Source organism: Streptomyces sp. NPDC052036 (genome assembly GCF_040680495.1).
GTDB lineage: Bacteria > Actinomycetota > Actinomycetes > Streptomycetales > Streptomycetaceae > Streptomyces.
Genome location: NZ_JBFAWW010000016.1, coordinates 1 through 13771 on the forward strand (window position 1 = coordinate 1; position 13771 = coordinate 13771).

A 13771-nucleotide genomic window follows, 5' to 3' on the forward strand; every position below is an offset into this window, starting at 1 on the left:
CTCAACTCCCTCGCCGACTACCTCACCAAGGTCGGAACCGACAGCCAGAAAACAGAGGAGAACTAACCATCAGGATTTCTGGCGCATCACACTAGCGGAGGAGATCGTCCGGCCGAGGAGATCAGCCGGCGGAGGGACCTGTCCAGTCCGCCGGGACATGGGCCAGGCGAACCCGCTGGGGGTGGTCGCCGACCGGGACCGAGACGACCTTCTCGCCCGTCGAGAAGTCGATCGCGGTGACCTGGTCGGCGCCGCTCTCCGAGATGATGCAGTCCTTGCCGTCCCCGCTCACGGTCGCCCAGTAGGGCTTGGAGGCGGTGACGAGCGGGCCCTCCTGGAGGGTGGCGCGGTCGACGACGGTCGCGTAGTCGTCCATCGTCCCCGCGACGCACAGCTTGGTGCCGGACGGGTTCATCGAGATGCCGTGGTGGCGCGAGTCGTTGACCCAGGTCGTACGGTCCTCGCTGGTCGCCGGGTTCTTCGGCAGGGTCTTCACCCGGGTGATCTTGTCGGCGGCCACGTCGTACTCCAGGAAGCCGTTGAAGAACGACACCTGGAAGTAGAGCTTGGAGTCGTCCGGGGTGAACACGGCGGGACGCACCGCGTCGGAGAAGTCCTTGAGCCCGATGGCGTTGAGTCGGCTGCGCATGTCGATGATCTTGACCTGTCTGAAGGTGTGGGCGTCCACGACCGTGATGTGACGGTCGCCCTTGGTCCAGTCCCACGCCGGGTCGTCGAGCGAGGTGTTGACGTCGCCGATGGCCATGTTCCAGATGTACTTGCTGTCCTTGGTGAAGATGTTCTCGTGCGGCTTGTCGCCGGTGCCGAACTCGCCCAGTTCCTGTCCTGTGCCGATGTCGAGCACCTGCACCTTGTTGGCGGTCGAGGCGGAGACCGCGACCCGGGTCCCGTCGGGGGAGACCGCCATGTGGTCGGCGCGGTAACCCGCCACCGGGAACCTCCAGTTGATCTTTCCGGTGGCCAGATCGATGGACACGACGTCGGCGAAGCTCGGCCGGGAGACGACCATCGACCTGCCGTCCGGCGTGGAGTACATGTCGTCGACGAACTGGTCGTGCCCCTCGCCGACGCTGTTGCGGATGGCCATGAAGTAGATCCACTTGATGGGATCGGCGTTGATCTCCGCCATGCGTTCGGCCTTGTCGGGGATCACGTCGACGCGGCCGATCTTCGCGAAGTCGCCGCTCGACTTGATGACGTCGGCGGTGCCGTCCCAGTTGTTGCCGACGAACATCACTTCGCGCAGCGCGGTGGAGGTGTCCTGTGCCGAGGCCGCTGTCGCCGTCCCGCCGGCGGTCAGGGCGAGGGCGGCGGACAGCGCGAGCAGGTGCCGGGGTCTGAGGGCAGGCATGGTGGGGGTCCTGTCGTCGAGGGAGAGTGGCGGTCTGAACCTGGTGCGGGCATGACAATGCAGTCGGGGTGTGACGCCCGGCGGAGCCGGGTGGTGCGGGTCGCCGATTCTGAACATGTCCGGGTTCAGAATGACTTACTGGAAAGTAAGGAGGGTGCCGCCCTCTTCACAAGACTCCGTGCGCGACAAAATTGAGCGAGGGGCGAACACATCAGCGAGTGATGCGGGGGAGTGCGTGGCGGGCAGACTCAGACAGCCCACGGGGCGCTACGGCGGCAAGTCGGCCGAGGAACGGCAGGCCGAGCGACGCCGGCGGTTCCTGGACGCCGCGCTACAGCTGTTCGGCGACACCCCCGGCTACCGGTGCACCACCGTCGCGGCGCTGAGCGAGGCGGCGGGGCTGTCGACACGCCAGTTCTACGAGCAGTTCCACACCCTTGAGGACGTGCTGGCCGCCCTGCACCTCCAGGTCAACGACTGGGCGGAGCAGGCCGCGGCGGCAGCCCTCGCGCGCGCCCGCGACCTCCCGCTCGCCGAGCGCGCCGCCGCGGTCTTCGGGGCGTACGCGGCCGATGTGACCTCCGATCCGCGGCGGATCCGGATCACCTTCGTCGAGATCATCGGCGTCAGCCCACGGCTGGAGGAACAGCGGCTGGAACGCCGTTCCCGATGGGTGGAGTTCATCTGTGCCGAGGCCGCGCTGGCCGCCGAACGCGGCGAGGCGGCGCCGCGCGACTACCGGATCGCGGCCACGGCGTTCATCGGCAGCGTCAACGGCCTGCTGCACGACTGGCGGGCCGGCTGGGTGGAGGCGACCCTCGACGAGATCGTGGCCGAACTGGTGCGGCAACTGCTGGCCATGATGCGGCCGGCCGCATGAGCGGCGGCCCGGCCCTCACCCCGCCACGACGGCCAGCAGGGCCGCCGCGACGGTGAGCGCCGCACCGAGCAGACAGCCCGCGCACCACCTGCGGCGCAGGGCACGGTATCTGTCCTCGTACTCGGCGCGCAGTTGCGTGCCGCGCCGTGCCGTGTGCTGCCAGGAGCGGCGGGCGAGCGCCAGATACTCATGGGTGAATCGCTCCTGGAGCTCCTCCCGTTCGGTGGCCGTGAGCCAGACCAGGGAACCGGTGAAGCGCTCCGCCGCGGCGCGGCCCTCCACGACCGCCGCCTGGAGCAGCAGATGCCCCTCGATCTCGTTGACCAGCGCCCTCGCGTCCACCGGCCGGTCCGTCACCGGGGGGTCCTCTCGGGGTGGTGCAGGTCGAACGCGGGGGACTCGGAGCGGATCCGCGGCAGGGCCACGAAGTTGTGCCGCGGCGGCGGGCAGGAGGTCGCCCACTCCAGTGAACGGCCGTAGCCCCACGGGTCGTCGGTGCGCACCGGCTCGCCGTACTTGGCGGTCTTCCAGACGTTGTAGAGGAACGGCAGGAACGACAGGCCGAGGACGAACGAGAAGATCGTGGAGACCGTGTTGAGCGTGGTGAGGCCCTCCACCGCGAGATAGTCCGGGATCCGGCGCTGCATCCCGTTCGCGCCCAGCCAGTGCTGCACCAGGAAGGTGCCGTGGAAGCCGATGAACAGCGTCCAGAAGGTGATCTTGCCGAGGCGCTCGTCGAGTATCTTGCCGGTGAACTTCGGCCACCAGAAGTGGAAGCCGGCGAACATCGCGAACACCACGGTGCCGAAGATGACGTAGTGGAAGTGCGCGACCACGAAGTACGAGTCGGACATCGCGAAATCCAACGGCGGGGACGCCAGGACGACCCCGGTCAGACCGCCGAACACGAAGGTGATCAGAAACCCCGTCGCCCACAGCATCGGCGTCTCGAAGGACAACGAGCCCAGCCACATCGTGCCGATCCAGTTGAAGAACTTCACCCCGGTCGGAACGGCGATGAGGAACGTCATGAAGGAGAAGAACGGGAGCAGCACGCCACCGGAGACGTACATATGGTGCGCCCACACCGTCACGGACAGACCGGCGATGGCGATCGTCGCGCCGACCAGCCCCGTGTAACCGAACATCGGCTTGCGGGAGAACACCGGGATGACCTCGCTGATGATGCCGAAGAACGGCAGGGCGATGATGTACACCTCCGGGTGTCCGAAGAACCAGAAGAGGTGCTGCCACAGCAGGGCCCCGCCGTTGGTCGCGTCGAAGACATGGGCGCCGAACCGCCGGTCCGCCTCCAGGGCGAACAGCGCGGCCGCGAGGACCGGGAAGGCCAGCAGGACGAGCACGCCGGTCAGCAGCACGTTCCACACGAAGATCGGCATGCGGAACATGGTCATTCCGGGTGCGCGCATACAGACGATCGTGGTGATGAAGTTGACCGACCCGAGGATCGTGCCGAAGCCGGAGAGGGCCAGACCCATGATCCACATGTCAGCGCCGGCCCCCGGCGAGCGGATCGCGTCCGACAGTGGCGCATACGCGAACCAGCCGAAGTCCGCGGCCCCCTGCGGGGTGAGGAAACCTCCCACAGCGATCAGTGAGCCGAGCAGATAGAGCCAGTAGGCGAACATGTTCAGCCGCGGGAACGCCACATCGGGCGCGCCGATCTGCAGCGGCATGATCCAGTTGGCGAAACCGGCGAACAGCGGCGTCGCGAACATCAGCAGCATGATCGTGCCGTGCATCGTGAAGGCCTGGTTGAACTGCTCGTTCGACATGATCTGCAGACCCGGCCGCGCCAGCTCCGCGCGCATCAGCAGAGCCATCACCCCGCCGATGCAGAAGAACGCGAACGACGTGACCAGATACAGCGTGCCGATCGTCTTGTGGTCCGTGGTGGTCAGCCACGCCACCGCTGCGGTTCCCGGACGTCGCGCGGGCGCGGTGGGTAGCGCCGGACGCGTCGTGACAGTGTTGCTCTCCATGCCCCGCCTGTGTCCGCCGCCCCGCGGGCCGTCACACCCGGGGAACGCGACGAGCGTCACATCGAGGGGCGTGACGTACCCGAACCTGCCGGACACCAACGGAACATGAGCGACGACGAGAACTTCGCCGCTGCCTATCGCGCGCACTACTGGGCGGTCAGCCGCTATGTCGCGCGACGGCTCGACGGCGGCAGCGGCGACGTCGAGGAGGTGGTGGCCGAGGTGTTCACGGTGGCCTGGCGACGCCGGACCGACCTGCCCCCCTCCCCACTGCCCTGGCTGTACGGCGTGGCGCGCAACTGCCTGGCCAACACCGTACGGGGCCACGGTCGCCGTCGGCGGCTCCTCGACCGGCTGGGCAACGACGAGACCGCGCACCGGCGGCAGATCGTGGCGAGCCCCGACGCGGACACCCCCGGCGGCTGGGTGCACGAGGCACTGGCCCGGCTGGCCCCGGCGGACCAGGAGGTGCTGCGGCTCACGGCCTGGGAGGAGCTCGGCGTCGACGAGGTGGCCGTGGCGCTCGGCTGCGGCAGCCGGGCAGCGGCGATGCGGCTGCACCGAGCACGCAGACGTCTGAGAGCGGAGATCGACCGTACGCGGGTCACTCGGGCGCCCGGTGACGCGGCAGGCACGGTCCCCGACGTCGGCCGTGGCGCGTCGACGGCATCCTCCGGAGGCGCAGCGCCCCCGCACGATCCCTCCACCGCACCCTCCGGTGCCGAGGCGCCCGACCGCGACACCCCCACCGCACCGGCCCGCGCCATGGCGCCCCGGCGCGACACCCCGAAGGAGCACGACCATGGCTGACGGACACGACACGCGGGCCCAGCCGGCCCTGCCCGACGAACTCGCCTTGCTGCGCCACGCCAATCCCGTGCCCGCCTCGGACCTCCGCTACCAGGACGGCCCCCTCGGCCATGAGGCCGATCGCCGGCTGCGCCACCTGCTGCGCAGTGGCACACCCGCGCGCCGCACCCGGCACGTGCGCCGCTGGGTCTGGTCCCTCGCCGCGGCCGGTGCCGTCGCCGCGGTCGCCGCCACGCTGTTGCTGTCCGGGGCCGGCACCACGCCCGCCGTGGCCGCGCCCCGGCCGCTGACCGTGCGGGCCGGCTCCTCCCCCCTGCCCCTGGGGGAACTCGCCGACCGGGCGGCCGCGGCGCACGGCTCGCTGCCGTTGCGCCAGGGCACCCATGTGCAGACCTGGAGTCTGAGCCTGAGCAGCGGTCCCGGGTCCCGTCCGCCGATCACCCTGCCCGAGGAGCGCGTAGTCCGCTGGAGGGCGGACGACAGCCACACCGAACTCGTCGTGGCGACCGATCCCCGGCATCCGGGGAAACCCGTCATCACCGACGCCGACGGCACCCCGCGCACGGTTCAGGACGGGCATGTCCTCAGCCGGAAGACGTACTGGCCGAGCTGGAGCGACGCTCCGCCCCAGGCGCAGCCACCGCACACGGCCGCGGCCCTGCGCGCCTATCTGGAGGAGATCGAAACCACCACCACGATGAACACCTCCGAACTCGTCGGCGCCGTCTGCGAGTTGCTCGACAACTGGACGCTGGGCTCGCGGGAGGACGCCGCCTTGGTCCGTGTCCTCGCCGACGCCAAGGGCCTGCGCCCGGTCGGTGCGGTCACCGACCGGCTGGGCCGTCCGGGACAGGCGTATGTGTACGACGACGCCGCCCACGCCGGCCGGGGGATGCTGATCCTGGATCCGGTGACCGGCGCGGTACTGGGCCTGGAGAGCACCGCCACCCGGGCCGACCCCGAGTACGGCCTGAAGGCCGGTGAGGTGCTGTCGTACAGCGCCTGGATGCGCTGATCAGGGCTTGGGCGATGCCGGACGGCCGCGAGCCGCCCGGACCCTCGGACGCCGGCGGATCAGCGGGGTGCCGCCGTTGCGTAGGCTTCCGCCCGTGGACCTCGCCACCCCGGTCGAGGACCTCCGGCCGCTCGCGGGACTGGCCGCCGGAGGACCGCCCGCAGTCCCGGTGCGGTGGTGACATGGTCGGCAGGACAGGACGGGCGGAACAGGTCGGCGCGACGCGCGAGCTGATCCTCACCGCCGCGGAGCGGCTGTTCGCCGAGCGCGGAGTGCACGCGGTGTCCAACCGTCAGGTCAGCGAGGCCGCGGGCCAGGGCAACAACACCGCGGTCGGCTACCACTTCGGCACCAAGGCCGATCTGGTCCGCGCGATCGTCCGCAAACACGCCGCACGCATCGAGGACGTGCGCCTGCGGTTGCTGACCGAGACCGGCGACTCCACGGACGTACGCGACTGGGTGTCCTGTCTGGTGCGTCCCCTCCCCGAGCATCTTGCGGCGCTCGGCAGCCCCACCTGGTACGCCCGGTTCTGCGCCCAGGTGATGACCGACCCGGCGATGCACGCGATCATGGTCGAGGAGTCCCTCTCCTCGCCGTCACTGCGGCAGGTGCTCGACGGACTGCATCGCTGTCTGCCCGACCTGCCGCCCGAGATCCGGGCCGAACGCAGCGCCATGGCACGGGAGCTGATACTCCATCTGCCCGCCGAACGCGAACGCGCCCTGGCCGAGGGCATGCCCACGCCCCGTGCCACCTGGGGCGACGCCGCGAGCGGCCTGGTCGACGCGATCGTCGGCATCTGGCTGGCACCGGTCACGAACGGCGCCTGAGACACGGGAGTTGCGGACGCGGCCGGTGGGCGGACGAGGGCTGTCACTACGCCGTGAACGAACTCCCGTTCCCACGCGCTGTGTGTGTCGGACTACGGTGTCCCCAACTGTCCCTCCTCTGGTGGCCGTTCATACCCGACCACGCACCCGCTCTACCGAGCGTTCCGACGAACCGGCACCAGATGAATCCGACGAACGGGGAAGGGAACATGCGGATGGAACAGGACGAGCCGAGCGCCCTGCGCGACGCCCTGGCGATACGGACGGCCGCGCAGTGAGGCACATCGTGGTCGTCGGCGCGTCGGCCGCAGGTCTCGCCGCGGTCGAGACGCTGCGCCGCGAGGGGTACGAGGGCGCCCTGACCCTCGTCGGCGACGAAGCCCACATGCCCTACGACCGGCCGCCCCTGTCCAAGCAACTGCTGGCCGAGGCCTGGCAACCGGAGCGGCTGACGCTGCGCACGCCAGGCGATCTGCGCGCACTCGGCCTGGACCTGCGGCTGGGCGTCGCGGCGACCGGGCTGGACCTGGCGGCCCGCGTGGTCCGGCTGGCCGACGGCTCCACGGTCGCGTACGACGGACTGGTCATCGCCACCGGGGTGCGCCCGCGCCGGCTGCCCGGCGAGGGCGCGCACGTCTTGCGCTCCCTGGACGATGCGCTGACCCTGCGGGACGGGCTCGCCCCCGGCCGGCGACTGGTCGTGGTGGGCGCCGGGTTCCTCGGCGCGGAGGCCGCCGCCGCGGCCCGCGGACTCGGGGCCCGGGTGACCGTGCTGGAACCGGCGCCGGTGCCGCTCGCCCACGCGGTCGGCGAGGACGTCGGACGCGTGCTGGCACAGGCCCATCTGGACCACGGGGTGGAACTGCGCACCGGGGTCACGGTGACGGAGGTGACCGAGGAGGGGGTGCGGCTCGCGGACGGAGAGGTGGTCGAGGCCGATGAGATCCTGGTCGCGATCGGCTCGGTGCCCAACACCGGCTGGCTCGCGGACAGCGGTCTGGCGGTGGACGACGGGGTGGTCTGCGACGAGTACTGCGCGGCGGCCCCGGACGTGTACGCGGCCGGGGACGTGGCCCGCTGGCATAACCCGCTGTTCGGTGTGTCGATGCGGATCGAGCACCGCACCAACGCGGCCGAGCAGGGCATGGCCGCGGCCCGCAACCTGCTCGCGGCCGGACCGGGCAGACCGTTCGCACCCGTGCCGTACTTCTGGTCCGACCAGTACGAGCTGAAGATCCAGGCCTACGGGCATCTGCGCGGCCATGACGAGGTCGCCGTCGTGGAGGGGACCCTCGCCGCACGGCGTTTCCTGGCCGTGTACCGCACCGGTGACCGGGTGACGGGAGTCGTTGCCCTGGGCATGCCGCCGAAGGCGATCCGGCACTGGAGGCAGGCCGTCGCGTCGGGAGCGGCCTGGCGGGGGGCCGTGGGGTCCGACGCGGGAGCCGCGGTGCGTGAGGCCGCCCCAGGTGGTCTGTCGCTCTGACGACGGGAGGGCCGGGGGACCGGCCCTCCGCTCGCGTCCCACCGCACACTGCCGTCGGCCGAGCGCCGACGGCCCGCCGGCTCCGTCAGCGCCGTCCGGCCGCGATGCTGACCGCGTTGGCGGCCACGACAGCCCCGATGGCCGCCCACTCCAGGCTGCCCAGCCGCTGGCCGAGCACGAGCAGGCCGACGATCGCGGCCAGCACGGGGTTGACGCTCATGAACAGTCCGAACGCGGGCGCGGAGACCCGCCGCAGCGTGAACAGGTCCGCGAGATACGGCACCGCCGAGGACAGGACACCGGCCGCGACGGCGCACCCGGCCGCCTCGGCGGTCGGCGGGTGCCGAAGCACGACGACGACGCCGACGGGCAGGAACACGAAGGCGGACACGGCTGCGGCGGCTGCCGAGCCCTGCGCCCCGGGGACGCGCCGGCCGACGACACGGTTGAGCACGATGTACGCCGCCCAGCAGCAGGCGGCCAGGAGGCCGAGCCCCATTCCCCCGTAGTCCGCGGACGGCTGAGGGCGCATCAGGACGATGACCCCCGCCGCCGCGATCAGCGCACAGCACGCGTCGACGGGACGTCGTGACGCGGTCAGGGCGATGGCGAGCGGGCCGAGGAACTCCAGGGTCACCGCGAGCCCGAGGCCGATCCGGTCGACGGCGCTGTACAGGGACAGGTTCATCGTGCCGAACACCACGGCGAGCAGCAGCACCGGCCACCACTGCGGCCAGGTGAACAACCGGAGGCGGGGCCGGCCGACGGCCAGCAGGACGAGCGCCGCGACGTACTGGCGCACCGCGACGACGCCGAGCGGTCCGAGGACGGGGAAGGCGAGGGACCCGATCGCGGCGCCGGTCTGATTGGACAGACCGCTGCCGACCATGGTGACGACACCGGCCACGCTCGTGCCGGCGGACTGCGGCCCCGGAACCGGCGGATCGGCCGGGCCCACGGCGGGCGCCGCGGGGTCTGCGGATGCTGCTTGCATGCTCCGATGGTGGAAGGGCAGGAAGCTTGCGAAAAATGCATGCACCGGGCCACCCATACGCTTGAGTCATGCATGACGTGGAACTGCGGCAGTTGCGGTGTCTCCTGGCGATCGTCGACGAGGGCACCTTCACCGACGCGGCCATCGCCCTCGGCGTCTCCCAGGCGGCCGTGTCCCGCACCCTGGCCTCGCTCGAACGCTCTCTGGGCGTACGACTGCTGCGCCGTACCTCCCGTGAAGTCACCCCCACCCCCGCCGGAGTGCGCGTGATGGCGCACGCTCGGCGGGTGCTCGCCGAGGTGGACGAACTGGTCCGGGACGCGACCTCCGGCCCCGCCCGGCTGCGCATCGGCTACGCCTGGTCGGCGCTCGGCCGCCACACCCTCGCCTTCCAGCGGCGCTGGCGTGAACAGCATCCGGCGACCGAACTGCTTCTCGTACGCGCGAACTCGGCGACGGCCGGACTGGCGGAAGGAGCCTGCGACCTGGCGGTGGTGCGCAGACCGGTGGACGACCGGCGTTTCGACTCGGCGATCGTGGGGCTGGAACGGCGGCTGTGCGCCATGGCCGCCGACGATCCGCTGGCCAGGCGCCGTTCGGTGCGTCTCGCGGACCTCAGCGGGCGCACCCTGCTGGTGGACCGCCGCACCGGCACCACCACCGCGGACCTGTGGCCGCCGGACGCCCGCCCGGCCACCGAGGCCACGCACGACGTGGACGACTGGCTGGCCGCGATCTCCACCGGCCGTCGTATCGGCATGACGGCGGAGTCCACCGCCAACCAGTACTCCCGGCCCGGGATCGTCTACCGGCCGGTGCGTGACGCCGAGCCCATCGCCGTCCGACTCACCTGGTGGCGGGACGACCCGCACCCCGCGTTGCAGTCCGTGACCGAGCTGCTGATCTCGCTCTATCACCCGAGCTGACGCGGCAGCGCGGTGAGCGCCGCGCCGCCGACACCCGGCTGTCATCCTGGATCGTGACCCCGGTCGACCTCGCGCCGGGCCCCGCCCGCCCCCCGACCGGAGGGACACCCCTCGTGACCACCGCACGGCCCCGACCGGAGGGACCCTACGCATGACCGCCGCACGCCTGGTGCGCGCTGCCGCCCGTGCCGCGCTGCCCGTCCTCGCCGCCGCCCATGTCGCGCCCGTCGTCTCCACCTTCGGTCCCCTGCGCAACCGCGTCATGCCGCGCCTGTCCGGCCGTGGCCGGACCGGTCATGTCGCCCTCACCTTCGACGACGGCCCCGACCCCGGGTCCACCCCGCTGTTCCTGCGGCTGCTCGCCGACCGCGGCGTGCACGCCACCTTCTTCCTGCTCGGCAGCCAGGCGCACCGCTCTCCCGGTCTGGTCCGCGACATCGCGGCGGCGGGCCACGAGATCGGCGTCCACGGCTGGCTGCACCGTCCGCTGCTGCTGCGCGGCCCGCGCGCCACCTACGACGACTTCGCCCGCGCCCGTGACACCGTCGCCGCGATCACGGGGCGGCAGCCACGGCTGTTCCGGCCGCCCTACGGCATCATGTCGGCCGCCGCGCATCTGGCCGCCCGCCGCCTCGATCTCACCCCCGTGCTGTGGACCTGCTGGGGCGAGGACTGGACCGCCCGCGCCACACCAAACTCCGTCCATCGCACGGTCACGGCCGACCTCGACGACGGCGGGACCATCCTGCTGCACGACTCCGACTGCACCTCCGCCCCGGGCGCCTGGCGGTCGGCGCTGGGCGCGCTGCCGCTGGTCCTCGACACCTGCGAGCGGCGGGGGTACGCGGTCGGACGGTTGGCCGAGCACGGGTGGCCCGGTGCGGGGCGGCGTCCAATTTACTTGACTTAGTCAACGATATGGTAAACTCGGGCGTATGCCCACCTCACAGCCGCGTTCCGCCCCCGCCTCTCCGGAAGTGATCGAGATCGAGCGAGCGCTCAACCGCATCACGTATCTGAGCACGCGCGCCCGACAGCACGACCGGCTGATGGCGCTCGCGGGTGTGCCGCTGGACCGGGCCGCCGTCGCCCTGCTGCGGCAGATCGCCGACTCCGAGCCGCTGCGCCCGGGCGAACTGGCCAACCGGCTCGGCGTCGAGGCCTCGCACGTCACCCGGCAGGTGCAGCAGCTGCAGAAGTCGGGCTACGTCAGCCGGGTGCCGGACCCGGACGACCGCCGCGCCCACCGCATCGAACTCACCGCCCTGGGCCAGGAGGCCATCGACCGCATCCGCGAGACCGGCGTCCGTGGCATGCAGGCAGCCCTCTGCGCGTGGTCGCCCGAGGAACTCCGGCAGCTCGCCACCCTCTTCCACCGCATGGTCGACGACTTCCTCGCACACTCAGTCGACGACGAGGCCACTGAGGAGATCCTCACCGCCGCACACCCCGATTCCTGACCCGCTCCGAGCCTCGCGCCGGCGCCCTCAGCCGTCCGCCGCGAGGAACTGGGTCGCGGCCAGTTCGGCGTACAGGGGGTCCGCGGCCACCAGATCGCGATGGGTGCCGACCGCGCGGACGCGGCCCGCGTCCATGACGACGATCCGGTCGGCCGCCGTCACGGTGGACAGCCGATGGGCGACCACGAGGACCGTCGTCGACCGCGCCACATCCGCGACGGTGTCCCGCAGCGCCGCCTCGTTGACCGCGTCGAGCTGCGAGGTCGCCTCGTCCAGCAGCAGCAGACGCGGGCGGCGCAGCAATGCGCGGGCGATCGCGACACGCTGGCGCTCGCCGCCGGACAACTTGGTCCCGCGATGCCCGACGAGGGTGTCGAGCCCCTGGGGGAGGCGCCCCACCAGACCGTCCAGCCGCGTCGTTCGCACCACACGCGTCACCTCGGCGTCGTCCGCCTCGGGGTTGCCGAGCAGCAGGTTGTCCCGCAGCGACCCGGACAGAACCGGCGCGTCCTGCTCCACATAGCCGATGGCGGCCCGCAGCTCGGACAGCTCCCACTCGGCCACGTCCCGGCCGTCGACCGTGATGGTGCCCGACTCCGGGTCGTAGAACCGCTCGATCAGCGAGAACACGGTCGTCTTGCCCGCACCCGAGGGACCGACGAAGGCGGTCATCCCCCGGGCCGGCACCGCGAAGGTCACGCCGTGGTGCACATACGGCAGATCGTCGCCGTACCGGAAGCGCACCTCCTCGAAGGCGACGGCGGCCGGTCGCGCACCGGGCGACGGCAACGGCGCGCGCCGCACGGGCGGTTCGACGGGCAGCCCCAGCGCCTCCTGGATGCGGGCGAGCGCGGCGGAACCCCTCTGGTACTGGGTGACCGCGCCGACGACCTCCTGGATCGGCGACATCAGATAGAAGACGTAGAGCAGGAACGCGACCAGGGTGCCGACGTCGATCGCGCCGGTCGCCACCCGCGCGCCGCCCACCGCCAGCACGGTGATGAAGGCGATCTGCATCGCGAGGCCCGCCGTGTTCCCCGCGACTGCCGCCCATTTGGCGGCCCGCACGCTCTGCCGCCACGACTCCTCCGCCGCCGCGTGGACGGCCGCCTCCTCGCGGTACTCCGCACCCGACGCCTTGACCGTGCGCAGCGCGCCGAGGATCCGCTCCAGCAACGCGCCCATCGCGCCGACCGCGTCCTGCGCCTGCCGGCTCGCCCGGTTGATGCGCGGCACGATGACCCCGAGCACGGTGCCCGCGCCCAGCACCACGGCGAGCGTGACACCGAGCAGCACCACGTCCACCAGGCCCATCATCACCAGCGTCGCGACCAGGGTCAGCCCACCAGTGGCGAGCCCGACCAGCGAGTCCGTGGTGACCTCCCGCAGCAGCGTCGTGTCGGAGGTGATACGGGCCATCAGATCGCCGGGCTCGGTGCGGTCCACGGCGGATATCCGCAGCCGCAGCAGATACGACGACAGGGTGCGCCGCGCACCGAGCACGACCGACTCGGCAGTGCGCCGCAGCACGTACGAACCCAGCCCGCCCAGCGCAGCATTGCCGATCACGAGCCCCGACATGCCGAGCAGCGCCCCGGTGAGGGGCCGGTCGTGCGACAGGTCGTCGATCAGGCCGCGGGCCACGAGCGGCAGCAGCAGCCCGGTGGCCCCGGTGACGAGGGCGAGCAGCGCACCCGCGCCCAGCGTCCACCGGTGCGGTCGTACATACGCGAGGAGCAGTCGCCACGCGGGCAGCGCGGACTCCGGGGCCGGTGCCGAACCTTCGGCAGCTCCCGGTCCGTCCGGACCGTACACGTCCCGCGTGCCTTCCGCGCCGTCCGTGTCTTCCTTATCGGTGATGCTCACACCGCTCCTCGCGAAGTGTCACGGCATTCCCTGCGCCATGGGGGCGTTCAGCCTAATCCGCCGTGGATCATAGGTGTGGGCCGCCCCGGCCCGCTCCGGGCGCACCGCGCCCGCACCACCGACGGA

At 71.6% G+C, this 13771-nt stretch carries 12 protein-coding genes and 1 pseudogene; 8 read left to right on the plus strand and 5 right to left on the minus strand.

All coding sequences use genetic code 11. The annotated features are described in order from the left end of the window. Positions 1-121: 121 nt before the first annotated feature. The gene (locus tag AB0L95_RS22185; protein ID WP_365163753.1) at positions 122-1372 is read right to left on the minus strand and encodes a YncE family protein; all 1251 of its coding nucleotides are present in this window, start codon (positions 1370-1372) and stop codon (positions 122-124) included. 235 nt (positions 1373-1607) lie between these two features. On the opposite strand from AB0L95_RS22185, the gene AB0L95_RS22190 reads away from it, so the two are divergent. Beyond that, positions 1608-2252 carry a TetR/AcrR family transcriptional regulator gene (locus tag AB0L95_RS22190; protein WP_365163754.1) on the plus strand — a complete coding sequence of 215 codons (645 nt, stop codon included), beginning with the start codon at positions 1608-1610 and terminating at the stop codon, positions 2250-2252. Positions 2253-2267: 15 nt separating this feature from the next. Here the strand turns inward: AB0L95_RS22190 and AB0L95_RS22195 are convergent, their stop codons facing one another. Both AB0L95_RS22195 and ctaD read right to left on the minus strand, forming a co-directional pair. After that, positions 2268-2609, minus strand: a complete 342-nt coding sequence (locus AB0L95_RS22195; RefSeq protein ID WP_365163755.1) for a hypothetical protein — start codon at positions 2607-2609, stop codon at positions 2268-2270. Next, positions 2606-4255 carry a cytochrome c oxidase subunit I gene (gene ctaD / locus AB0L95_RS22200; RefSeq protein ID WP_365163756.1) on the minus strand — a complete coding sequence of 550 codons (1650 nt, stop codon included), beginning with the start codon at positions 4253-4255 and terminating at the stop codon, positions 2606-2608. Before ctaD ends, AB0L95_RS22195 begins: the two co-directional genes overlap by 4 nt. A gap of 105 nt (positions 4256-4360) precedes the next feature. Here ctaD and AB0L95_RS22205 point away from each other — a divergent pair. The 4 genes and pseudogenes from AB0L95_RS22205 to AB0L95_RS22220 all read left to right on the plus strand — a co-directional run. Then, positions 4361-4852: pseudogene (locus AB0L95_RS22205) on the plus strand (sigma-70 family RNA polymerase sigma factor); the annotation flags it as partial. 241 nt (positions 4853-5093) lie between these two features. Further along, positions 5094-6080 (plus strand): CU044_5270 family protein, encoded by a 987-nt coding sequence (locus AB0L95_RS22210; RefSeq protein WP_365163965.1) that lies wholly within the window; start codon positions 5094-5096, stop codon positions 6078-6080. Between the two features lie 182 nt (positions 6081-6262). Further along, positions 6263-6913, plus strand: a complete 651-nt coding sequence (locus AB0L95_RS22215) for a TetR family transcriptional regulator (protein ID WP_365163757.1) — start codon at positions 6263-6265, stop codon at positions 6911-6913. A gap of 274 nt (positions 6914-7187) precedes the next feature. Beyond that, on the plus strand, positions 7188-8399 hold the full coding sequence (locus AB0L95_RS22220; RefSeq protein WP_365163758.1) for an FAD-dependent oxidoreductase: 1212 nt from the start codon (positions 7188-7190) through the stop codon (positions 8397-8399). 85 nt (positions 8400-8484) lie between these two features. On the opposite strand, the gene AB0L95_RS22225 is transcribed toward AB0L95_RS22220, so the two are convergent. Beyond that, entirely contained in the window at positions 8485-9393 is a 909-nt protein-coding gene (locus AB0L95_RS22225) for an EamA family transporter (RefSeq protein WP_365163759.1), read from the minus strand. A 68-nt stretch (positions 9394-9461) separates the two neighbouring features. Here AB0L95_RS22225 and AB0L95_RS22230 point away from each other — a divergent pair, with 68 nt between their 5' ends. From AB0L95_RS22230 to AB0L95_RS22240, 3 genes are all read left to right on the plus strand, one after another. Continuing rightward, complete coding sequence (locus AB0L95_RS22230; protein WP_365163760.1) at positions 9462-10319, plus strand: LysR family transcriptional regulator; 858 nt, start codon at positions 9462-9464, stop codon at positions 10317-10319. 151 nt (positions 10320-10470) lie between these two features. Next, positions 10471-11229: a polysaccharide deacetylase family protein gene (locus AB0L95_RS22235; protein WP_365163761.1), complete on the plus strand. Its 759-nt coding sequence runs from the start codon at positions 10471-10473 to the stop codon at positions 11227-11229. 25 nt (positions 11230-11254) lie between these two features. Beyond that, positions 11255-11779 carry a MarR family transcriptional regulator gene (locus AB0L95_RS22240; protein ID WP_365163762.1) on the plus strand — a complete coding sequence of 175 codons (525 nt, stop codon included), beginning with the start codon at positions 11255-11257 and terminating at the stop codon, positions 11777-11779. Between the two features lie 27 nt (positions 11780-11806). On the opposite strand, the gene AB0L95_RS22245 is transcribed toward AB0L95_RS22240, so the two are convergent. Beyond that, the gene (locus tag AB0L95_RS22245; protein ID WP_365163967.1) at positions 11807-13534 is read right to left on the minus strand and encodes an ABC transporter ATP-binding protein; all 1728 of its coding nucleotides are present in this window, start codon (positions 13532-13534) and stop codon (positions 11807-11809) included. Positions 13535-13771: the final 237 nt, after the last annotated feature.